Origin of the sequence: Cryobacterium sp. M91 (genome assembly GCF_002929615.1) — a bacterium.
Classification (GTDB): Bacteria; Actinomycetota; Actinomycetes; order Actinomycetales; family Microbacteriaceae; genus Cryobacterium; species Cryobacterium levicorallinum.
This window is the reverse complement of sequence record NZ_PJJT01000070.1, coordinates 15,157-35,774: the sequence shown is the minus strand read 5'-3', so window position 1 is coordinate 35,774 and position 20,618 is coordinate 15,157. Positions and strand designations below refer to the sequence as shown.

Annotated in this window: 21 protein-coding genes and 1 pseudogene; 3 read left to right on the top strand and 19 right to left on the bottom strand. The window is 62.4% G+C overall.

Translation table 11 applies throughout. The annotated features are described in order from the left end of the window. Nucleotides 1-53 precede the first annotated feature (53 nt). The 4 genes from CXY80_RS03385 to CXY80_RS03370 all read right to left on the bottom strand — a co-directional run bounded on the left by CXY80_RS03385 (nt 54) and on the right by CXY80_RS03370 (nt 5,731). On the bottom strand, nt 54-614 hold the full coding sequence (locus CXY80_RS03385; RefSeq protein ID WP_104131612.1) for a recombinase family protein: 561 nt from the start codon (nt 612-614) through the stop codon (nt 54-56). Between the two features lie 367 nt (nt 615-981). Then, nucleotides 982-1,959, bottom strand: coding sequence for a hypothetical protein (locus tag CXY80_RS03380; RefSeq protein WP_104131611.1), 978 nt, complete (start codon nt 1,957-1,959; stop codon nt 982-984). A gap of 89 nt (nt 1,960-2,048) precedes the next feature. Continuing rightward, complete coding sequence (locus tag CXY80_RS19995; RefSeq protein ID WP_233194905.1) at nt 2,049-4,940, bottom strand: DNA methyltransferase; 2,892 nt, start codon at nt 4,938-4,940, stop codon at nt 2,049-2,051. Nucleotides 4,941-5,170: 230 nt separating this feature from the next. Beyond that, entirely contained in the window at nt 5,171-5,731 is a 561-nt protein-coding gene (locus tag CXY80_RS03370; protein WP_104131609.1) for a hypothetical protein, read from the bottom strand. Nucleotides 5,732-5,985: 254 nt separating this feature from the next. On the opposite strand from CXY80_RS03370, the gene CXY80_RS03365 reads away from it, so the two are divergent. Continuing rightward, on the top strand, nt 5,986-7,047 hold the full coding sequence (locus CXY80_RS03365; RefSeq protein ID WP_104131608.1) for a hypothetical protein: 1,062 nt from the start codon (nt 5,986-5,988) through the stop codon (nt 7,045-7,047). A 108-nt stretch (nt 7,048-7,155) separates the two neighbouring features. Here the strand turns inward: CXY80_RS03365 and CXY80_RS03360 are convergent, their stop codons facing one another. From CXY80_RS03360 to CXY80_RS03340, 6 genes are all read right to left on the bottom strand, one after another. Next, nucleotides 7,156-7,542, bottom strand: coding sequence for a hypothetical protein (locus CXY80_RS03360; protein WP_104131607.1), 387 nt, complete (start codon nt 7,540-7,542; stop codon nt 7,156-7,158). Continuing rightward, nucleotides 7,543-7,980: a hypothetical protein gene (locus CXY80_RS03355; RefSeq protein WP_104131606.1), complete on the bottom strand. Its 438-nt coding sequence runs from the start codon at nt 7,978-7,980 to the stop codon at nt 7,543-7,545. It abuts the gene before it with no gap. A 30-nt stretch (nt 7,981-8,010) separates the two neighbouring features. Beyond that, nucleotides 8,011-8,217 (bottom strand): hypothetical protein, encoded by a 207-nt coding sequence (locus CXY80_RS20665; protein WP_369828612.1) that lies wholly within the window; start codon nt 8,215-8,217, stop codon nt 8,011-8,013. Nucleotides 8,218-8,402: 185 nt separating this feature from the next. Next, nucleotides 8,403-9,326, bottom strand: coding sequence for a ParA family protein (locus tag CXY80_RS03350; protein WP_104131605.1), 924 nt, complete (start codon nt 9,324-9,326; stop codon nt 8,403-8,405). Nucleotides 9,327-9,611: 285 nt separating this feature from the next. Beyond that, complete coding sequence (locus CXY80_RS03345; RefSeq protein WP_104131604.1) at nt 9,612-10,031, bottom strand: DUF3846 domain-containing protein; 420 nt, start codon at nt 10,029-10,031, stop codon at nt 9,612-9,614. Between the two features lie 327 nt (nt 10,032-10,358). Further along, on the bottom strand, nt 10,359-10,574 hold the full coding sequence (locus CXY80_RS03340) for a hypothetical protein (protein ID WP_104131603.1): 216 nt from the start codon (nt 10,572-10,574) through the stop codon (nt 10,359-10,361). A 341-nt stretch (nt 10,575-10,915) separates the two neighbouring features. Here CXY80_RS03340 and CXY80_RS03330 point away from each other — a divergent pair. After that, nucleotides 10,916-12,114 (top strand): annotated as a pseudogene (locus tag CXY80_RS03330) (IS3 family transposase). A 57-nt stretch (nt 12,115-12,171) separates the two neighbouring features. Here CXY80_RS03330 and CXY80_RS03325 read toward each other — a convergent pair. The 9 genes from CXY80_RS03325 to CXY80_RS03285 all read right to left on the bottom strand — a co-directional run bounded on the left by CXY80_RS03325 (nt 12,172) and on the right by CXY80_RS03285 (nt 19,820). Then, nucleotides 12,172-12,441, bottom strand: a complete 270-nt coding sequence (locus CXY80_RS03325) for a hypothetical protein (protein ID WP_146070659.1) — start codon at nt 12,439-12,441, stop codon at nt 12,172-12,174. Between the two features lie 97 nt (nt 12,442-12,538). After that, entirely contained in the window at nt 12,539-13,417 is an 879-nt protein-coding gene (locus tag CXY80_RS03320) for a hypothetical protein (RefSeq protein ID WP_146070658.1), read from the bottom strand. A 160-nt stretch (nt 13,418-13,577) separates the two neighbouring features. Beyond that, complete coding sequence (locus tag CXY80_RS03315; RefSeq protein ID WP_233194898.1) at nt 13,578-15,482, bottom strand: hypothetical protein; 1,905 nt, start codon at nt 15,480-15,482, stop codon at nt 13,578-13,580. A 214-nt stretch (nt 15,483-15,696) separates the two neighbouring features. Continuing rightward, nucleotides 15,697-15,873, bottom strand: a complete 177-nt coding sequence (locus tag CXY80_RS03310) for a toxin-antitoxin system (RefSeq protein WP_104131597.1) — start codon at nt 15,871-15,873, stop codon at nt 15,697-15,699. Between the two features lie 112 nt (nt 15,874-15,985). Continuing rightward, nucleotides 15,986-16,405 carry a helix-turn-helix domain-containing protein gene (locus CXY80_RS03305; protein ID WP_104131596.1) on the bottom strand — a complete coding sequence of 140 codons (420 nt, stop codon included), beginning with the start codon at nt 16,403-16,405 and terminating at the stop codon, nt 15,986-15,988. Nucleotides 16,406-16,577: 172 nt separating this feature from the next. After that, nucleotides 16,578-17,702 (bottom strand): M23 family metallopeptidase, encoded by a 1,125-nt coding sequence (locus tag CXY80_RS03300; protein ID WP_104131595.1) that lies wholly within the window; start codon nt 17,700-17,702, stop codon nt 16,578-16,580. Nucleotides 17,703-17,704: 2 nt separating this feature from the next. Then, nucleotides 17,705-18,220 carry a hypothetical protein gene (locus CXY80_RS03295; RefSeq protein WP_146070657.1) on the bottom strand — a complete coding sequence of 172 codons (516 nt, stop codon included), beginning with the start codon at nt 18,218-18,220 and terminating at the stop codon, nt 17,705-17,707. Next, complete coding sequence (locus tag CXY80_RS03290; RefSeq protein ID WP_104131593.1) at nt 18,217-19,545, bottom strand: cobalamin biosynthesis protein CobQ; 1,329 nt, start codon at nt 19,543-19,545, stop codon at nt 18,217-18,219. The genes CXY80_RS03295 and CXY80_RS03290 overlap by 4 nt, the downstream gene beginning before the upstream one ends. Then, the gene (locus tag CXY80_RS03285; RefSeq protein ID WP_146070656.1) at nt 19,542-19,820 is read right to left on the bottom strand and encodes a helix-turn-helix domain-containing protein; all 279 of its coding nucleotides are present in this window, start codon (nt 19,818-19,820) and stop codon (nt 19,542-19,544) included. Before CXY80_RS03285 ends, CXY80_RS03290 begins: the two co-directional genes overlap by 4 nt. Before the next feature lie 166 nt (nt 19,821-19,986). Between CXY80_RS03285 and CXY80_RS03280 the strand changes: the two genes are divergently transcribed. Further along, nucleotides 19,987-20,607, top strand: a complete 621-nt coding sequence (locus tag CXY80_RS03280) for a DUF6668 family protein (protein WP_104131591.1) — start codon at nt 19,987-19,989, stop codon at nt 20,605-20,607. Nucleotides 20,608-20,618: the final 11 nt, after the last annotated feature.

Genomic DNA, 20,618 nt, shown 5'->3' with positions numbered 1-20,618 from the left:
ACTCGCCCACTCCCCTAGCTGCAGGCATGGTGCCTGCCTCAGGGGAGAGTCCTTCAAACCTCGGCGCGGAGGTAGGCGTAAACGGTTTCGCGGCTGATCCCAAAGTGTCGAGCGAGCGCAGCTTTCGGCACTCCGGCGGCGACCTTCTCGCGCAGCTCCGCGGCGCGGGCCGCGTCCAATGATGGGGTGCGGCCGCGGTAGACGCCACGCCTCTTGGCCAGGGCGATGCCCTCGCGCTGACGTTCGCGGATCAAAGATCGCTCGAACTCAGCAAAAGCTCCCATGACGTTCAAGAGCAGGTTTGCCATCGCGTTGTCGTCGCCGGTGAAGGAGAGCTGCTCTTTCACGAATTCGACCCGGACCTTCTTCGCGGTGAGCCGGCGCACGATCGAGCGGAGGTCATCCAGGTTGCGGGCCAGGCGGTCCATGGAATGCACGAGAACGGTATCGCCATCTCGGACGAACTTGATCATCTCCTCGAGTTCGGGCCGGTTCTGATCCTTCCCCGACGCCTTATCCTCAAACACCCGGTCGACGTCGACGTCAGCAAGCTGACGGACGGTGTTCTGGTCGAGGGTGCTGACTCGCACATATCCAACTCGTTGACCCGTCATGTGACTTTTCCCCTGTTCTGTCAGATTGAAGTCTAAGACCCCGCCAGGAGGGGTGTCCACCAATCAAAACATGACCCTATCCTGACAATATTCGATATGAGCGCCTGACGCCTAGTTGGGGTACACCTCAACCGGACATCTCGAATGCGTCCGTAAGGATCGTGCAGACGAATACTGACACTTGTGCAGACGACTTCTGAAAACAACAGCGCCGGCTGCGCATAGCGCCACGAACGGTTTACGGGCACCCGCAGTCACGCTTCAAATGGAAGCGTAGAACGTGCACCGCATTGCCCCACCCGGCTATCGACGTCGGTATTCTCCCTGACCGGGATGAAGACGGCTGATTGAAAGTGATGTCGTCTCCTCAACCTTGCGGTCGCATGAAGCGCTCGTCGCGCTCCGCAGGCTCATGGCTCTCGTCTTCCGGACTGTGCAACCGCTCATAGAGCCCGGTGAGATTGAACCCTATCTTGGCGTTGAGCTCCAATACCGCCTCGACCTTGTCGATAGAGATCGGGTGGAATATCTGGGGCTCGTCAATTTTTCGATGCGCCCGAGCAACGGTCCAGAGACTCTTGATCTGAGCCATCACGAGGAAGCCCACGCCCATGTTCACCATCGGGTCGACCCAAGTCGAGTTCAGCCGCCAGTGCCGGTCGTCGGTATTGCCTGCCATCTCGAGGTAGTTGATCGTCGGACCCTGGTGATCGATCAGAGGGTTCTCTCCGTCTGCCCCGAACTTGACGCCGAGTTCGGTCGCCATGACAGCCAGACCATGCTTGGCTGCGTTGTAGGCGTTGGCATTTCCCGTGATCTCCTCGATAGCATGCCGGAGGAGTCGAACAAGACCCTTCGTATGGCTCTCCCACGCCTCCTCGTTTATACCGTCGAAGCCCTCGGAGTTAGGGGTGTATGAGAAGACTTCGAGCACATCGGCTACCCGGCTCGGATCGTCAAGTTCGCGCCCCAGCTCTTTTACCTTGAGCTTGAAATCACGCGGACTCGTTGTGCTCGACAGATTCAGCCATGGGCACTCAGCCCTGTATGCGTGTGCGAGGTAGAGCCGCAGCATCGCTTCACATGCATGGTGGAGCAGTACGGTCGACTCGAGTACCAGGTACTCGTCTAGTTCCTTACGATCGGTACCATCGGTATCCGTGATTCGTAGGTTTTTGTAGCCAACCCCGGCATCCCAGATGGCGGCGGTGTCGACGGTGTCGCTCACTGTAAGGATCAGGGAACGCAGCCGAGTGTCGAGGTACCGGTACGGGGCCATCCGATAGAACCGCTCGTTCAAGTTCTGGAACTCGTAACGACTGACTGGAATCTGTGCGCGGGCCATGTCTCAGTCTCCCCCATCTGTCCGGCACCCCATCAATCAGCGCGACCAATCAAGGAAAAACGGGCTCTCCCAGCGGACCCAAGGTTACGTCAGGAGAGCCGCAATGGTAGCCGTTGCTTATCAGTAGCGGTTACTGCTCCGACAGGATCGGCGACAGCTGCAGTCTTGCGACGCGGCTTGGAAGTGGGCGTCACGATGAGCTGGTTGGCCTGCGCCAATTCGACGTAACGCTCGAAAAGCCGCTGCTGCCGTTGCGAAGTGGTCGGGGTCTTCGCGAAGCCAAACGCCTTGTCCACCGCTTTGTCGAGAACGTCATGGGCCTTGATTAGCTCCGGCGCCATCGCGAGCGGGTTGTAGAGCGATGCAAGGCTCTTGCCTGGTTGCAAGGCTCGGGCGGCAAGGACCGCTAAGCCTCCAGCGATGATGCGCTCTCGGTCAGTAGCTGTTAGCTGAGTGAGCGGGAAATTATTCCACACGATGGTGTTGGAGAAGCTGGGGTCTGACTTCATGCGGCCGCCGACCATCTTCTGCCAAGTCAGGGCCATGGTCGAGCTGATGAGCGAGAAGAGGAAACCGTCGGAATCCTCCGCGGTGAATAGCTTGACCGCGGCGATTGTGGACTTCGGGAGGCGCGCGACGGTCATATAGCGGCGGGTCTCGCTGAACGTGTTCGGGATGCCTAGGTAGTCGACGTCTGGCTGCCGGCGTTCAGCGAAAAGAGCCGGTGTGTCGGCGAGCTTCTTCGTCGCCGCTTTATCGCTGGCCAAGCGTTCGGCGCGCACCTTCCCGAGCCGATCCTTCAATAGCGGGCTTGCGTTCAGGTCTGCGGCGTCAAGTTCATCGAGCCACAAGCACCAACGGTCGAGCGAATTGATGAGCTCGTCGCCGCCTACGAAGCGACGAAGGTACTTTTTCGCTCTCAGGTCACCCGAAACCTGGTTGAACTCTTCCGGCATTACGGTCAGGTGCCCCCAGTCGCTCGCCTGTGACCCGCGGCGCACTGCGGGGAGCAATGCTGATAGCGGTTTGGGGCGCTTGTCGACGTATTCGTCGGGGCCGTCGAGGAGGTAACCATTGATACGAGACACTGTCACTTCGTGCGGAATGGACTTCACTGTCGCGTAATCGAACAGTCGCGGGGTCGATTCGCGCCGGCGGTCGAAGCCGATAATCACGCAGTGGACGGCCGCTTTCCCTGTCGATTCGCTCTGCCACTCGAAGGTGCGGTGAGCGAACGCGATGCGCCAGCCCTCACGCAGAATCGCCCTGAAAAGCGGAGCGACTGGCTGCCCCTGCGTGATGGAGTTCGTCGTTACAAACGCGAACGCCGAACCGCGGGACCCCTGTAGGAAACTCAATGCCTTCGCGTGCCACCCTGTCACGAGGTCGAGATAGCCGTTATAGTCGGCACCCCAAACCAAGCGCATGTCTGCTGTCTGGTCAGCAGCTTTCTCCTTCTGGCCAACGAAGGGCGGGTTGCCGAAGACCATCGTTGAGCCGTTGGGTGTAACCGCGTCGGCCCAATCGACGTGCAGTGCATTCGCGTGAACGATGTTTGCAGCGACCGTGATGGGCAATCGTTGCGGTGCCGAGCCAAGGGCGAGAGCCATCTTCTGGTTCGCTTGATGGTCAGCCAAGAACATCGCCGTCTCGGCAATTTTCGCCGGCCACCAGTTGATTTCGATGCCGGCAAATTGGTCGAGGGTGACCTTGAGTTCCCAAGTTCCATCGAGAGCGTAGTCGACCTGGCCTTGAAGCTCACGCAGACGCACGAGTAGGCGCAACTCAAGGTCTCGCATTTCTCGATAAGCCACAATGAGAAAATTTCCGCTCCCGCACGCCGGGTCCAGGTAGCGAAACTCCGCGAGCGAGTTGTGAAGGGTGGTGAGCGCTGCGACCGACGGCCATGCCGCCTGCAACCTCTCCTCCATCTCGTCAAGGAAAAGCGGACGGAGCGTCTTCAGTATGTTGATTTCAGTTGTGTAGTGCTCGCCGTGCTCACGGCGTTCTTTACGGCTGGACATCCCCTGGAACAGGCTTCCGAAGATGGCCGGCGAAACATCACTCCACTCGAACCTTCCTGCGGCCAGGAGCGCTTCGCGCATCGAATGGTCGAAGACCGGAATGTCAACGCGCTCGCTGAACAGGCCACCGTTCACGTACGGGAAAACTGCCAAATGGTCGTCGAGCCGGGCCGAACGCTTCGTCTTGTGAGTGTCGAGGATTTGGAAGAGAAGGGAAATCTGAGAACCCGTGTCCGAACCATCCGGCACCGTCGCATGCTCGACAAAATTGCGGAACGCGTCCGGTTCCCAGAGCCCGTCGGCGTCGTCGCCATAGAGCAGAAAGAGGATGCGCGTCATAAAAATGGCAGCTTGCTCGGCATCGTGTCCTTCGCCGTTCGCGTCGAGATCGCCGAGCAAGGCGTCGTACAGCTTGCCCATCTGCCGGGCCGCTTTGACGGAAACGGCTGTCTGCTCCAAGACCGAGCGAACCGGGGCTTTGTATCCGGAGAGAAACGCGAAGCGGGAAATGTACCGCGACAACTTCGTGATGGGAAAGCGTAACGGCGGGTCGGCGGGCGAGGCTAGGTCCGTAATCTGCACTTCCGCGAAGTCTGTGCTCACAATGTAACGGGGCATCTCGGCCGCTGATATGTCGCCGCCCGCGAGGTAGTCCTCGGCCTGGCTTTCGGCCTTACCGCCGTCCTTGCCGAGCGACTTGTGCTCGGCAATCATCACGCCCGGCATGAAGACATCGATGCGGCCCTGGTGCCCGGTCGAAGCACGCTTCGCCCAACGCTCGAATACTGCTGTGGAGTAGCGGTCGACACCGAAGATGGCGAAAAATTCGTTCCACCAGGTCTGCGACTCGGCGTGCTCGCGACTCTCGTATCTCCACTTCGCGACGAACGCTGAGGCCCTCGCGTTCATCTCGGTCGTGCTTAGCGGCTTTACACTCACCTTGGACGGTACGGCCACGTGAATCCCTCCCGAAACAAGTCGCGTGTACGGCTCACTTTGATTATCTACTACGAAATAGGCCGTCGTTTTGGCAGCCGTCTCACATCATGCTGACCAGGTCGCATGACCGGCATCGCCAGTGTCATTTTCCGTACTCGTTTGCACAATGCGCTGCGTGTTTTCGGGGTTGTGCAGGCGAGTGTTGAACACTGGTTTTTCCGTACTCCCCTGCATTATTACCGTTTTACTCACGACTCCTCTGCACAAGAAGGGCGGTGCCCTAGAACCAGCCTTCTAGATACTCGCGCGCCTCCGATGGAGTAGAACCGGTAGCCGTCTTTCAAGTTTGCGAACAGGCGGTCGCCATACTTCTCGATAAAGAGTGCGATGAGGGCTTCTTCGACTTCGCCTGCATCAAGCTCGCCAGTCTCCCTCCATCCCACACGTAGATTGGGACTTGATGATGGGTGCTGCCAGAGGTAGCGTCTGCCAAAGTGCCCTGCGCTGCTCCCACGCTCCTGCCGCGCGTATGCCCATAGGCGATCGCGAAGGCCTCGGCCGGCGTTCGCTTTTCCGATATATAGGACCTCGCTGCCGGTCCATGCGGCGTTGAGCGTGGTCACGTCCGTTGTGAGGGGGACGCCTTTGTGTGGGCCGCCAACGCTCTCGGCAAGAAAGCTGGGGCGCTCCGCGTCACCGACGACTATGTATACACCGCGCTCGTGGGGCAAATCGTTGATTGTCAGTCCGCACCAAGGCTTCCAGCCCTCGAAACCGCGCGCTTCGAACCAGGCCTTCGTCCACTCCACTCCGCCAGCGTATCCGACGCGCTACGTCAGTCGCTGTGATGCGACTCATTGTCGACGTCGACTCAAAGACCAATCCAGAGGCTAACCGAGCAGAACAGAACGCGTCAGTCGATCTCCGAACCAGGTGTGCAGGCGTGAACGGACATCTGTGCAATCGTGAACGGAAAATGACACCACCGTAGTGAGATCCCCCAATTTCGTAATTCGTTATCGTTTTTCGTTTAAGTATTGCGTGCGAGTGGTACTATATGAGTATGAGTATCCCCGAGATCACCGGCGCGCGTACCTGCGGTTTCCCCGGCTGCGACGAGCCCGTGGACGCCACGCCCGGCGTCGGCCGGCCCGCCGGCTACTGCACCAACCCCGCCCACAACCGTGCCGCCGCGTGGCGGGCCCGCCGCGCCGAGTCCGGCCGGGTTGAGCGCACAGTCGAGGACGACAAGCTCCCCGTCGATGCCGCCCGCCAGCGGGCCAGCGTGCTGCGGGCCCAAGTCGCCGGCATGGTCGAGCACCTCCAGCAGCAGCTCGTCAGCCTCGTCGACGAGATCCGCACGGTCGCGGATCCCGACGCAGCAGAAGCACAGATCGAGGCCGTCACCTCTGACGCGGCCGAGCAGGTCGCGTCTGCGGCCGCCCGCGCCAACCGTGCCGAGACCGCCACGCGTAAGGCCGAGACCGAGCGGGCCGAAGCCGACGCGGCGGCCGAGGAATCAGCCGCCCACGTCGACGAACTCAGCACGACCCTGTCCGTGCTCGAGCAGCGGGCAGCCGTCCTGGAGGGAGACCTGGTCGTTGCGGGCGAGAACGAGACGCGCGCGACCGCAGAGATTGCCAGCCTGGCTGCCCAGATGGACGCTCTGACCGTCGAGAACGCGACCACGACGGCACAGCTCGCCGAGGCCCAAGAGTTCGTCACAACGACCACAGCAGCCAAGGACGAGGCCCTGGCAGCCGCGCGCGCCGCGGCCGCGCAGGCCGACGCCGCCGCGGCGCGCACCGAGCGAGCAGAGACGGACGCTTCGAGCACCCGTGACCTGCTCGACCAGACCCGGACGGAGCGCGAGAGCGCCCGGACGGAAACGCTCGTACTCACCGGGCGCCTAGCCACGGTCACCAGCGAACGCGACAGTGCCACGGCCGAGGCCGCCAGGGAGCGTTCCTACGCCGAGCAGCGCGTCACCGACGTGCGGGACGCCCTCGAGCAGCAACTCACCCAGCTGCGCGCCGACCTGGACCAGTCACGCACGAGCGAACGTGACCAGCGCACCCGCGCCGACCGCGCCGAAGCACAGACGGCACGCCCCAAGCAGAAGTAGACCGCCAGCCCAAATCCCCCACTGCGCCCCCACGTCGCGGCGAGGATTCGTCGACAGGCCGGGCTCCTGGTGGATCTTGGCGCCGGCGGTGTTGGCGTTTCGTGGCGGCTAGCGGAAGTTCTTCTTCGAGTCCGTCTCGTTGGGGTGGCCGGTCGCGGCTTTCGTGATGTACACGCGTCCTGGCGTCTTCGCCTTCGCGTTGGGCTCGTCAACGGCGTACCAAAGGCGAGCACCGTCAGTGACTTTGTACTGCCACTGCGGCAGGGCCACGCCATCGACCAGGACTGTGGAGAGATCTCCTCGGAGTTGGTAGCAGCGATCAGGGTCGTACTGCGCGGGATGCGCAGTGAGATAGTCATAGGCGTCCGTGAGGGCGTTCTTCGCGGACGCCTTCAAATCGGTCCACCCGCGTTGGGCTGCAGTGTTGCCGAAGAAGATCTCGTATTCGGTGCCCTTGATCGGCCGCGAAACCGCGATGCCACGCTTCCCCGCCATTTACGGGCGTTCTACGCGGACCGGGGCGGCGGGCAGCTCGATGGGCTCGACGAGTCGCATGCCCATCGCGTACGCCAGCGCCGTTTCCTGCCACTCCTGCTGCGCCCGCAGCAGACGCTCGAACGTGCCCAGCTCGCTAGCGGCATAAACGAGCTGCTCGATCTCGGCCGCGTACGCGGCGAGCTCCCCCGGGGTGAATTCCCCCGTCCAAGCGAAAAGATCAGTCAGCGCGGCCGCGACGTCGCCCTTGTTCCGGCCGATCGCCCGAATGAGGCGACTCGACAGGGCGACACCGTTCTCGAGGACGTCGAGATCGTGCCCGCGCAGGATCACGAGATCGTCACCATCACGGCGGGTGATCCGGACCTGACCCTCATCGATGTGAGCCAAGACCTCCTTGGGCTTACGCAAAAGGTCAGTGAATGTCGCGGTACTCATACCCACACACTACATCAGATAAACATCTGATTAGCTGAGCGGTCGCCCGACCGGCAGCGGCGAGCTATCGCCTTCGTATGGCTCCCCTGCGTTGTGCAGGAGTTCTCTGCGTTCCACTTCGGCTTTGATCGCTCGTTCGACAAAGTCAGACCAACTCTTGTCGCCCTCGAGGTGGCTCGTAGCCCGGTACGTTGCGCGCGCACGATATCTGGTCTGCGCAGACAAGTACGTGGTCATCCTCGCGGTCGGTTCTACCACAAGGGCAGACTTCCGTGCCGGAGCCGCAGCAGGCTTGGACACCTTGGGCTGCTGAACGGGCTGCGGTGTGGGTTCAGTTCGGTTCCTTGCTTGCAGACGACTCAAGTCGGGAGTCCTGGCACGGTGCGCTAGGCCGCCGATTTGTCGGTTGGGGGTGTCGTCGCTCATGCGAGGGCCTTCTGGCTCTCGGCCGCGGTGATTCGGGCCACAACTTCTTGGGTGATGGCTTGCAGGTCGTCTGCGACTGATGAGGCTGTCCGTGGTGCGAGAGCCTGTGCCTGGGCTTCGCCTCGGCGGATCTCGAACCACTTCGGGCCCTTTCGCACCTGCGCGTCGAGTTCGTGGACGAGGAGGCCCCGTTCTCTTGTGGCCTGGGCGGTTGCTTCGCTATGACGGACCGTGGCGGTGAAGACGACGTTGTTGTCAGCGTTGAAGAGCTCCGCGATGTGTTCGCGAGCTTCGCGCTGGACGACGTGAGCGGATGTGCCGACGTCGACGAGAACGACGCCCAGCAGGTCGAGGGTCGGATTGACTCCCAGGACGGCGTCGAGGCGTGCAGCGACGGCGCCGAGTCCCTTGCGGCTTGATTTGTCACTCTTCACAGGCACGAGTGCCCACCTGGCAGCGGCGACGGCGGCGGTCTGGAGGGTCTCGTCGCCGGGTGGGCAGTCGATGAGGATCATGTCGTAGTCGCCGGCGAGCGGGGCGAGTAGATGCGCGACGGCGAGCTTGGCGCCGTCTGGGTCTTTGTTTGCCTTTGCAGAGAGTCCTGCCGTGGCCTGGTCGAGCGCAGGCCCTCCGGCAAAGACATCTAGGTTCGGCCGGACCTCTCTGATGGGTGCTGCTCCCCCGCCGAACATGAGCGCTTGTGCGAGTGCTCGTCCGGTGTCGTCTCTCTCATCGTCGGTGTACCCGAGGTCTTCAGCGAGATTGCCCTGCGGGTCGAGGTCCACGAGCAGGACTCGGTAGCCGTTGTTCGCGAGCATGCCGCCGATGTTGGCGGTGAGAGTTGTCTTGAGGACTCCTCCCTTGCCGTTGATGACAGCGATAACGCGTTCCAACGCGGTGCGATCGAGTGCCGGAGGCATACATGCTCATTTCTCTTGACGTCAATACTGACAATACCGTTAATGCTGTCATTAACACCATAAATGGCAATACTGTTTTACTGACATTACACACAATAGCAGCATTAACACTATCGCCATTATTGCTGCTAAAAGCAGTAATACAGTTATTACCCGTAATACTGTCATTTCAACGCGTGCACAAGCCCGAAACACCCAGCACCAATCGCTGTCCGTGGCGGGCGCCGGGGGAGTGTGAGGGGTCACCCTCACCGGCTGGCCTCGCGGGCCAGCCGGTGGTTGTGGCTAGATGTTGCGGAGCATGCCGACCACTGTGGGGAAGGGGGACAAGCTCTCGACGAGTGTGTCGATGGTGCTGTCGTCGGGTTTCTGAGCGAGTGCCTTTTGGATCCTCGTGAACTGGGAGTCGGTGAGGCCGATGGTTTCGCCGTCGGGGGTGACGCTGACGGCGATGGCGGTGCCGAAGATGACGGTGGGGCTGCCGAGGAGGTGGGCGAGCACTGTTGCGGGCAGGTTCAGTGGTGAGCCGTTGATGAGTCCTTCGTCGTCGACGAACAAGTCGATGCTGTCGGTCAAGCCGACGACGTCGAACATGGAGCAGCCAATGGCGGCGCTGATGCCTGCCCCGATGCTGCTTGGGGTCAGGTTCAGGGTGGTGATGGTCTCGGTCGGGTTGATCTTGACGCTGCGGATGGTGGTGGTCATGGGGTTCTCTCTCCTGAGTTGGTGAGTTGCGCGGGGTTCCGGCTCTCGTGGGCAGTGGTTGTGTTGTCGTCCACCGTTTTTCTGCCCTTGGTGGCGAGAGAATCGATTGAGAGCGGGAGTGCCGCAGCGCCCGCAGTCTCGGGCGAAGTAAGGGAGTGCGCCCGCGTCCGAGAGTGCGGGTGCGTAGGCATGGAGCGAACTACGATGACCGGACACCAAGGGAAGAAAAGTCTTGAATGGGAACGCCAGCGGCGCAGCCGCTTCCCTGTGGGGCCGGCCGTCGGCTGGGTTCACCTGGTGGGGGAGTGTGAGGGGGCGCCGTCCCCCTCACGGCCGGTCCTGCGGGGCCGACCGCGGGCGAGCGAGCCGGGGTCGTTGGTGTTCCTGGATCTCCGCGTAGGGCGTGGTGTCGGTCCAGCTGTAGCCGGTGGTGACGCTGACTGTTTTGGGGTTGGCGCGCACAACTTCGCGCCACTGACCGCGAATTTTCACCCGGTCGCCCTTCTTGATCGTGTCGCGGCTGTGGCCAGTCGCCTGGCCCATGGCGATCTGCGCGGCTCTAACGGCTTCCCAGTAGGCGTGCTGGTCGGTGAGCTCAGCCAGCTCGGCGCGGTGCCGGTCCAGAAGGGGTGGCTTGTGAATTCATCGAATATCCGACGCTAAGGATTTGTGGCGTGTGACGTTCGGTAACGATCGTTCACAAGACGCCAGTTTGAGATTCCGCGTAGCCCGGAAATACAAGGGTCACCTTGTATCAATTGCCTTGTACGCGCCAAAGTAAAGGTTTCCTCCCATGGAGAGACACCCCCACATGCGCGATCAACGTCTTGGCTGTGAACCGGGGCTGGCCCTGACCCCGTTGTGTGGACACCTCACAAGAGAGAATGTTCACTATGGCAAGATCACGTCGGGACTTCACCCCTGAGTACAAAGACGAGGCCGTGAAGCTGGTGATGACCACCGGCAGAGCGGTCGCGACCGTCGCCCGCGAGCTCGGCATCAACGAGGCTACGTTGGGCCGCTGGGTGACCGCGTTCAAGGCCCGCAACGAGACCGGACAAGCGGAGGTGACGGAGTCCGAGAGGGCGGAGCTGCTGCGGCTGCGGAAGGAAAACGCGGATCTGAAGATGGACAGGGCGTTTCTAAAAAAAGCGTCCATCTTCTTCGCCCAGGAAGCATCGGATACGAACGGCAAGCGTTCGAACTGATGCTGGCGGAGAAGACCAACTTCACCATCACCCGCATGGTCCGTCTCCTCGAGGTCTCCCGCTCTGGCTACTACGCGTGGATGGACCGCGCGCCCTCGCCGGCGGCCATCCGGCGGGAACATATCGAGCAAAAAGTCACCTTCTTCCACGGCGATTCTGACGAGGTCTACGGGGCACCGCGGATCCTCGTCGACCTGCGTGCTGACGGGGAGATCATCTCCCGCAAGACCGTTGCCAGAACCATGAAACGCCTGGGTTTGGCGGGGATCTGCCCGAAGAAATGGAAGTCGACGACCATCATCGACCACGCTGACGCTTACCCAGTGGACGCCGTGAAACGGAAGTGGGATACCGGCGCTCTGAACCAGGTCTGGGTCGGCGATATCACCTACCTGAGGACGTGGGAGGGGTGGGTGTATTTGGCGACCGTCATCGACGCCCACAGTCGCCGAGTCATCGGTTGGGCTATCGCCGACCATATGCGCACCGACCTCATCCAGAATGCCCTCACGATGGCCATGGTGCTGCGCGGGGACCGCCCGGAGACGGTGATTTTCCATTCCGACCGTGGCACCCAATACGCTTCGGCACAGATCACCGAATTCGCCGCCGCGAATGGCATCACCCGGTCCATGGGATACACCGGAATTTGTTGGGACAACGCCATGGCCGAGAGCTTCTTCGCGACCCTCAAAACGGAGTTCTACTACCGACGGATCTGGCCCACCCGGGATCGGGCGATTCGAGACGTCGCGGCGTGGATCGAGGACTGCTACAACCGCCGCCGTCGCCACTCCTCGATCGGGCACGTCACGCCTGTGGACTTCGAGCTGCAATACTCGTCACAGGCCGCAGAGATCCAACTCGCCGCTTAACCCGTGTCCACTCTCCGGGGTCAAGGCCAGGCAATTCTGCCGCAACGATGAGCATCCTTAGCTGAAGCCCGGGAGTAGTCGATGCAGGACGGTGGTGAAGGAACCGTCGTCGAGCTGCTCCCAGCTCGCTGAGCCCTTGTATGCATACCTGGGCGGGATGTGCGCGACCACGAAATCGAGTCCCGTATTGTAAAATCCGCCCTCCCCGTTCCATCTGGTCGGCGCCTCATACATGACCTCGCCTGAAGCGCTCCAGACGCGGGCCCACCAAGTGCCGTCCACCTTCGGGTACACCGTCATACTCATCGGCTCTGCTTCGTCGCTCATGGCCACGATGCTAGCGGTTGTTGCGGACTTGGCGTCTCGTGTGCACGGCCCGAGGGGAATGTTAGCGTCGGATATTTCACTTTTTCACAAGCCACCCCTATGCGTACGCGTAGCCGATCACGTCGCTGGAAACTTCTCGCACGACTTCGGGGGGAACCTCGTCGAGTGCAATCTGATACACCGTGTTCAACCGGGGGTTGAAAATCCCGAGGTGCATGATCTGCTCGAACTGTTCCTGGCCCGAGCGCTGACCCATGATGAGATACATGAACAGCTGCAATGTGTGGTCCTTCGTCGGCGGGCTCACCGACACCTTGAAGTCCCACAGCGTGTCTGCGGTGAGGAAGTCACCGTCGCCCGAGTCCACCAGCTCTGTCCTCGACAACACGTTGACCGGCCTGAAGCCGTCTTCGGTGACCGGACCATACTCGGCGAAAAAAGCCACAGCCCTTTCCACCATGGTGCGGATATGTGCAATCGTGACCGCATCAGGAACCGCGTGCTTGCCTTCATAGAAATCCGGATCGCGCTTCGCGACGTCGTAACCCACCAAGTGCACAGCCGCACAGATCGCGTCATCCTCAGGAATAACGCCCGGCCGCAGGGCCTCCAACCGAGCCAGAGCGTCGGAAAGGTGCTCCATTTGCTCGACTGAAGGTTCACCGCGCAGATAGTCAACGTCGACCCATCGACTCAGCCTCTCAACATCAAGCCCGTTGCTGATCAACGCGCCATAATGCAGCTCTATGGTGCCTAGGATCGGGATACGAAAGGCGTCTCCCGGCTCAGTACCATTCGCGAGACGCGACAGGTAGTCGACCGCCGACCCCACCGTGGCCGGGCGAACATTCTCCAGCTTGTGGTTGACCGGTTGAGTGCCGCCGTCCCCAAGCTGGATCGCCTCCATTGCTCGGGGATGGATGTAGCCGCCGCGCGGCTGTCTAGTCTCCCTGATTCGGCCCACCACAGATGTCATGACCCTCACCATAGTGAAGACATTGGAGCCAGCTCACGAAACGGAATAAATAGCACGCTAAGAGTTCCCGTAATCGCACGCCCTCAGATCGGTAATCGTCTCTGCACCCCCTGAACTCGATTAGCGCCAACCACTGTTCCAACTGGTCAGACCCCGAGTTTTATGCGGCGGAGAGCTGCCAGCGGTTCTCCGGGTTGAGGACCCCTTCGTCGACATATTCGCGGGCCTGGTGGTGGTCGGCCCGACCATCCGGTGAGCGCGGATAGCGGGGCCAGACCCGTTCACCTGGTGTGCTGGCCTCAAACAGTGGTCGGCTCGACACGTGGGGCCGGCGCGGCCGCTGCCTCGGGGTGCTGGTCATCGTGGCGTATTCGGCTTGCCACCACGCCCACACCACCCGTTCCGCCTCATACAAATCACGCCGGGCGTCCAGCATCCCCTCCACACCCAGAACCCGAGCCGCCAGGGTGCGCAAGTCCCGGCGTGATCGAGCCCACCCCTCCACGTGTTTGATGATGAGTCGGTGTCGGCGGAGTCGACTCAGGATCGTGGCCGTGTGGCGGGAGGAAACCCCCAGGAGCCGAGCAGCAGCGTCGATCGTCAGGGCGGCGTGCTCGCGGAGGAGGGTGTAGATCCTGCCAGCGAGGTGACCCAGTCCCCGACGAGTGAAAAGGTCGTGGAGCTGGTCGGTCAATTGGTTCTCAATAGTGCGCACCAGTTCGGCCCGGAGCGTGAAGAGTTCGGGAGGGGGGCGGGGGTTATTAGATGGTTGTGACCGGACTGTGCCAGAGGCTGTGGAAAACTTTCCGGTTAGCTCCCATTCGGCGGCATTCCCGCCATCAGAACTTCGCACCTCCTGGATGAATCCGGCCTCGCTGAGGGCGTGGAGGGCGTCTGCTGCGGTCGTCCGGCCCAGGCCTGACATCAGGGCCAGGTCGCGGATGGACGCCGCGACAGCGTGCTTCCCGGTCTGCAAGGTGAGGTAGGCCAGAGCGATCAGGATGGTGCGCTGGGAAATGGCCGCTTCGGTGCGTCCCCACCGCCCGCCGTTGACGCGGAGGCGGGTCAGGAGGTCGTCGACGTCGGTGACGATCGCGCCCAGCTCGGTGAGGTCTTGGGGTTCCCGTGCGGCGGGGAGCGGGCGCTGGAGCGCCGCATACTGCTGCGCCTTGGCCCACTGACGGGACAGACGCTCAAGGGCCTCGCCCACGCTGCGAGGCCGACGCGTGCCGCGCCCCGTGTTCTTCGTGCGGAAGTGCTCCATACCGGGGGCAGTCTTGGCAGCGTGCAGGGCGTCACCGAGCGTCCATCCGGCGCTGGCCGCCGTCAACAGACACATGAAACCCGTCCACGACGGGTTGCTACCACCATCAATGGTGGCCATGTGGCCTTCCCCCGTCTTGCTGAGGTCCCGGTGAGTACGGTGCGAACCATCGACAGGGCCAGAGGGCCGTGTGTCAACATGCCGGAGAGCCGGTTTACGCTCTCCGAGCACCACGGCAAGCCGTTCCAGTTCTCCAGGCGTCGTTGTAAGCGCCGCGAGGACGTCGGCGCGACCGCGGAGCACGGTTGAGGTGCTGCCGTCCCGGTGTGGAGCTCCGGGTGGACGCGCGGCACCCTCGGCCGGGTTCAGCAACATGCCGTGGTCGAGGGTGTCGTAGGTCGCGTGGGCCTCTCTCGCCACAGCGGCGACGATCGCGGGGGAAGCCCCACCAGCAACGCCGATCCAGACATGTCGGCCACCGCCCGCCGACGACTGGCAGACGACGTGGACGATCGAGAGTTCATCGAGAACACCGGAGAGGGCGTCACAGTCGTCGACGGCATTCTCCACGGCGTCCGGAGTCTTCGCGTCAAAGTCGAAGCAGAGCAACCGGAACTGGTGCGCGGCATCGGCCAGGCGGATACACCACGGCGTCGTGGGTGCGTCCGGCCCGACCCGGTACAAACGGGGGTATTGGTTGATGTGCAACTGGCCGTCGGCCTCGCGCACCATGACGCGAACCTGGTCGCGCGGACTGATGCGGCGCGTCAAATCCCAGGCAGTCCACCGGTCGGAAGACACGCCCAACGGAGTTCCAATAGCGGAATCACCGTCAAAACGGTATACATCGGTTACTATGGGGTCATCTCCTTCGATTCATCTCTTGGGGGCGCAAAAGAACCTCCCGTGAGGGCTGGTGATTTTGATTAGCTCGAACCTCGTTGCCTGGAAGCTTGTGAGGGTTTGAGCTACGAAACTTGGATAAGCCCGTCGCGGAAGCGGCGGGCTCTTTCGTTTAACTGGCCTTGTTGATGGGCAGCTCCTCGTCGTTGGAGTGTGGGGGCATCGGCGCGTGCTCGGGCATGCCGAGCTCGTGGGCGAGAATTGAGGCGATGTAGTCGCCGTAAGTCATGCCGAGCTCTTCGGCGTTGTGCCGAATAGCGTCACCAACTGGACGCGCAGGCTTGGTCATGAACGCGTCGCGATCACCCTTGCTAGGTCGCCCTCGGTTTATCCGTGCCATGGGTCCAGTAAAGCGCATGCTTTCGTTAAAGGAAACGACATCTGCTCCGGCGTGTCGGATGCTATTCATCGTCGACACGCTGGTTGCTGGTTTCGCGGAGTCGTTGGCGTAACTGTGTCTTGTGAATGATCCAGCGGATTCCGACGTGGTACGCGGGTATCTCGCCGGTTTGTAGCCATCGGTAGATGGTGGGCTTCGTCTTGTCGAAGAGGACCATGAGGTCGCGGAAGCTCAGTTCGTCACCGTAGGCGGCGAGCACGTCGACGGGGGCCGGTGGGCCGTCAGGCACCTGGTTGCTGGTGGAGTCAAGCCACGCACGAACCTCGGCTTTGAAGATGATCCAGGATCCAACAACCTGGTGCGCCGGGATGACGCCGCTTTGAAGTCGGGCGAACACGGCGGGTTTCCCGACGCGGAGGATCTTCGCCACGTCGGCGGTCGTCAAAGTTTCTGGGTAGGTGTCCCAGTATTCATCGTCCATCAGGGGCGGTGTCTTTTCATAGGAAATCCGGTTCGGATATACGGTAAACGGTCAACGGGTCGGGCCGGGCTGGTGTCAGGGATATCAGCATCGTTATCTGAACCACTTATGGCATTATTCCAGCAGGTCACCCCCGCTTTTATGCCAGGGAGGCTGCGCGCCTGATTCGGAGTCATGAATCCTGCCTCGTGCACCTATCGGCGGGACAGAGTTCCATGCCGAACAGCGTGAAGTAATCCTCCGGGTTCACAAACCCCGTCGATGCCGGTGGGCCGCCTAGATCCTCACCAGCTGTGAGGGTGTTCACGGCTTCGTTCGTACTGCCCGCCGTGTTGATCCGAAGGTCCAAATGGCATCCGGTGGAGGGTCCCTCGTTGCCAACGAGCGCGATCGGCTGGCCAGGCGTGACGGCGTCTCCGACCTTGACCGACACGTCGGAAAGTTTCATGTGGAGGTAGGAGACGGTGTAACCGTCCGGTGATTTGATAGAGACCTGGTAGCCCGAAATGAGGGTGACGGTTCCGCCGGTAATGGCGTAGATCTGGTCACCGCACGGGTTCGGGTAATGCTGCAGGTCAGAGGCGGGGTGCCAGCTGCTCGCCCCTGCGATCGGGCTCTCCCGGGGGCCGTAGTCGTCGGTCATGTTGAAACCGGGGCTCAGCGGCATGGCGATGGTGCCGCTGGCGCAGCCACCGCCCGTGGCACCGTCCCCGGCGAGAGCGGTCACGATGTGGTCTGCCGCGCCGAAGAACGTCTCGTAGTGGAACGGGTCGGCGTTGCCCTGCACTTTGTGAATGGCGATGGTGGGTTCCAGGCTCTGCCAGTTGGCAACGCCGACGAGGCGCTCGAAGAACGCCGTCGCCGCATGGGCTGGGTCCATCACGTCGCCCGGGGTTCCCCAGGAGCCCAGGCACCACTGCTGCTGGAACAAGCCCAGTGAGCAGGTGGGGGTGCCGTCAGGGTTGGTGACGCCGTTCACGTCATCGCCGTAGCCGACGTTCACGAGTGAACTTTCCCCCAGTGCCGTCATCACCCCGAGAACCTGGGCGGTGCGGTCGAGTTCGAGGGTGCTGGCCGCGTTCATGATGTACGCAGCATTCTTCAACTGATCCCCGGAGTAACCGGCAACAGGTTCGGTAGGCACCGTCTCGGGGTCGACCGTGCCGGGTGGCCCCGTGCACACGGCGGTCGCTGCCGTGCCGGAGAACACGAGAACGATCAGCAGGAACACCGTCGCGACCAGCGCGACGGGCGCACCAATGAGGATCAGCGCGCCCTTCCCTTTTGCGTCAGCCACCCTTACCCCTGTGCGGGTCGGATTCGGTCAGCGAGCCACGGCGCAGACGCGCCCGTACGGCTCAAGCTGACGTTATACAGGCCAGCGTCCGTGGGCACCTGAACGATCAACGCAACCTCGGTGGAGCCTTCCAGAATGATGCCAGCACCAGCGACCTGGTGAACGGGGACCTTCGCCGGATCAGTGCCCTCATACGCCGCCGCGCCCGCCTGGGTAAGGAGCGGGTACAGGTTGTTCATCCACGTCGACGCATCGAGTGTGGGCTGCCCGAAGGTCGTCACGACCTTCTCCGCTGCGCTGATCGCGTCGGCCCGACTGTCCGTTCCCGCTTCGGGCACAGGGAGCACGCTCGCATCGTCGGTGGGAGCCCGCGGTACTGCGGTTCCTGTCGGCGTCGACGGTGCGCTACTCGCGCCCGTCGACGGGGCAACGGTCGGCGACACCGCGGCGCCGCCGACGCATCCAGTGAGAGCGAGGGCCAGGGTGAGGGGCACAGCGGCGACCAGTGCGCGCTTCACAGCCCGTCCGCGACGGCCGCGGTGACCTGCAGCCACGCTTCACGCGTCGCCGGGGCGAGAGCGTCATAGCTCAGCGTTCCCCCGTCGACCAGTGACGAGTCGTGCGGCACGTCGAGCACGGTGCGAGTCAGGGACGCGAAGTGGCCGTGCAACCGGCGGTTCAGCTGCGGGTCCGCCACCTTCGACGGGGACGCGAGAACGGTGACTGCATTCCGCACCTTCTCCTCGTGACCCTTTTCATACAATCCATCAACCAGCCACGCGGCGCTAGCTGCGGTGTCCTCACGGATCGTGGAGACGATGACGAGCTGGTCGGCGGCGTCGAGCGCGGCTTCCCAGTTGGAGGCCCGCATGTTGTTGCCGGTGTCGACAACAATGACCCGGTAGAACCGGCTCAGGGTGGTGTGCAGCTCGTTGAACGCCTGGCCGTCAATGGTCGAGGATGCGGCCGCATCCTCGTCGGAGGCGAGCACGTCGAACTGGGTGGATCCCTGCGAGCGAACGTAATTATCGAGGTCACCCACCCGGGCACTGCGGAGGTCGTTGAAACGGTCCAGATCGCGGAGCAGATCGACGGCCGTGTTGCTGTGGCGGGCGGGCTGTGCCCGCCATCCGAGCGTTCCACGGGTTTCGTTGTTGTCCCACGCGAGCGTGTAGCCACCGCGATAGGTGCCAAACGTCGCCGCGAGCAGGAGCGTCGCGGTCGTCTTGTGGGCGCCGCCCTTGGGGTTGATGACGACGACGGTTCGGGGCCCACGCAGGCTCTGCTGGACGCGATCAATCGCGCTCCGGTGCGTGAGTTCCGCGACGCCAGGACCGACCGAGACTAGGCCGCCCGTCAGCCGGCGCACGGTGCCTTGCCAACCCATCTCGGCCGGCCCGACCCGGGCAGCTGGCTGAGTTTGCAGAAAGTCCTTGAGTGTCAGACGTCCAGGTGGGTCCCCTGGGCGCTCCGGAGGCTCTGGGTGCTCAGGGCGCGAAGCAATGTTAAGGTCCGGTTCCACGGCCGGAGTGCGCGGGCCAGGTACCGGAGCGGAAAGGGGCGCGCGTACCGCTGCTGCAGCATCGAGATCCGAGAGTGCTTCTACGTGACCGTCGGGGTAGACCGCGAGCAGTTGTTCCCCGAGCGGGTCACGGGTATTCAAACGAACCGGGCGACCCATGTCGGTGGCCGTCACCGTGACGAGGGTGAGAATTTCCGCCCGCACCGCCTGTTCATCCGCGCCGGACAGAGACCGCATCGCTCCGTTGATCGCGACGGTTCCCGTCGCATCGGCCGCAACGGTGGCCTCAATTCTGGGGAAGGTGGGAACGGTGTCGATCATGACGTAGGGCCTCTCTCGTCGTCCTCTGAACTGAGTGCGGAGTCTTCGTTGTGATGACCGATCAGGTACGCGCGCAGCTGATCGCGCGCAATCCGCCAGCTCTTGCCGATCTTCACCCCGGGCAACCTGATGGCCGCATCACTACTCGTGAGCAAACAGCGAACGTTCCGCGGCTCCAACCGCAGCACGCACGAGACGTCGGCCACGCTGAGCATGTCGCCATAGCGGCGCAGCATCGAGTCGGGCCACATCATCAGCGCTGTTGTCTCGTCCACCCTCCGAGCGTAACCGAACAATGAGGCAGATGAGTGCATAAAAGTATATTTACGCATCACACAGGTACTATGAATACAAGGCGCTGAGAACCCTTAATGCGGGGTAGAAGACGAGTCTATGTGAGTGACACGAATGAGCATGAATCAGGACAGAGGGGGAAGCCGTATGAGCACGAGTGTGAACCGGTGGCTCATTGGCCCCAACCCGTCCGAAGAACCCGAATGCTCCACGCCCGTTCCCACGCGACGGGACGAAGGTCACGGCGCGACCGCGCCGCAAACTGGCATCCCGCTCCCCGACAGAATTGACCGGCTGCCCCGCCGCGACGCCGCCTGGCCAGCAACGATCTGGTGGCTCGGCGTCCACGGCGGCGCAGGCGAATCAACCCTCGCCGCCCTCACAGCCGGCACTCGGCCCTGCGATCACGCCTGGCCAATTCCCAGCACCACCGGCACAACGCATCGCGTCGTACTGGTGGCACGGACGAACTACGCCGGCCTAATCAAGGCACAACACGCCGCCACAGAATGGGCAGCGAACACACTGGGCGACGGCGTACAACTCGCCGGCCTGGCACTCATCGCCGACGCCCCCGGGCGCCGACCCAAGCATCTCCAGCACCTGGAACAGGTCATTGCCGGCGGCGTCCCCCATGTGTGGAACCTGCCCTGGGTCAACGCGTGGCGCCTCGGACCCCCGGACGCGACGGCGCCGCTTCCCAAAGAATTCCGTGCACTCTTCACCGACCTCTCCCTCGCACCGACAGGCGCTCCCACTCACAACTGAAAGGTCTCTCA

Excerpts from the sequence above, each read along its gene's own strand:
- CXY80_RS03385 (WP_104131612.1), bottom strand. The coding sequence starts at position 614 with ATGACGGGTCAACGAGTTGGATATGTGCGAGTCAGCACCCTCGACCAG.
- CXY80_RS03380 (WP_104131611.1), bottom strand. The coding sequence starts at position 1,959 with ATGGCCCGCGCACAGATTCCAGTCAGTCGTTACGAGTTCCAGAACTTG.
- CXY80_RS03365 (WP_104131608.1), top strand. The coding sequence starts at position 5,986 with ATGAGTATCCCCGAGATCACCGGCGCGCGTACCTGCGGTTTCCCCGGC.
- CXY80_RS03360 (WP_104131607.1), bottom strand. The coding sequence starts at position 7,542 with ATGGCGGGGAAGCGTGGCATCGCGGTTTCGCGGCCGATCAAGGGCACC.
- CXY80_RS03355 (WP_104131606.1), bottom strand. The coding sequence starts at position 7,980 with ATGAGTACCGCGACATTCACTGACCTTTTGCGTAAGCCCAAGGAGGTC.
- CXY80_RS20665 (WP_369828612.1), bottom strand. The coding sequence starts at position 8,217 with ATGACCACGTACTTGTCTGCGCAGACCAGATATCGTGCGCGCGCAACG.
- CXY80_RS03350 (WP_104131605.1), bottom strand. The coding sequence starts at position 9,326 with ATGCCTCCGGCACTCGATCGCACCGCGTTGGAACGCGTTATCGCTGTC.
- CXY80_RS03345 (WP_104131604.1), bottom strand. The coding sequence starts at position 10,031 with ATGACCACCACCATCCGCAGCGTCAAGATCAACCCGACCGAGACCATC.
- CXY80_RS03340 (WP_104131603.1), bottom strand. The coding sequence starts at position 10,574 with ATGGGCCAGGCGACTGGCCACAGCCGCGACACGATCAAGAAGGGCGAC.
- CXY80_RS03325 (WP_146070659.1), bottom strand. The coding sequence starts at position 12,441 with ATGAGCGACGAAGCAGAGCCGATGAGTATGACGGTGTACCCGAAGGTG.
- CXY80_RS03320 (WP_146070658.1), bottom strand. The coding sequence starts at position 13,417 with ATGACATCTGTGGTGGGCCGAATCAGGGAGACTAGACAGCCGCGCGGC.
- CXY80_RS03310 (WP_104131597.1), bottom strand. The coding sequence starts at position 15,873 with ATGACCAAGCCTGCGCGTCCAGTTGGTGACGCTATTCGGCACAACGCC.
- CXY80_RS03305 (WP_104131596.1), bottom strand. The coding sequence starts at position 16,405 with ATGGACGATGAATACTGGGACACCTACCCAGAAACTTTGACGACCGCC.
- CXY80_RS03290 (WP_104131593.1), bottom strand. The coding sequence starts at position 19,545 with ATGATCGACACCGTTCCCACCTTCCCCAGAATTGAGGCCACCGTTGCG.
- CXY80_RS03280 (WP_104131591.1), top strand. The coding sequence starts at position 19,987 with ATGAGCACGAGTGTGAACCGGTGGCTCATTGGCCCCAACCCGTCCGAA.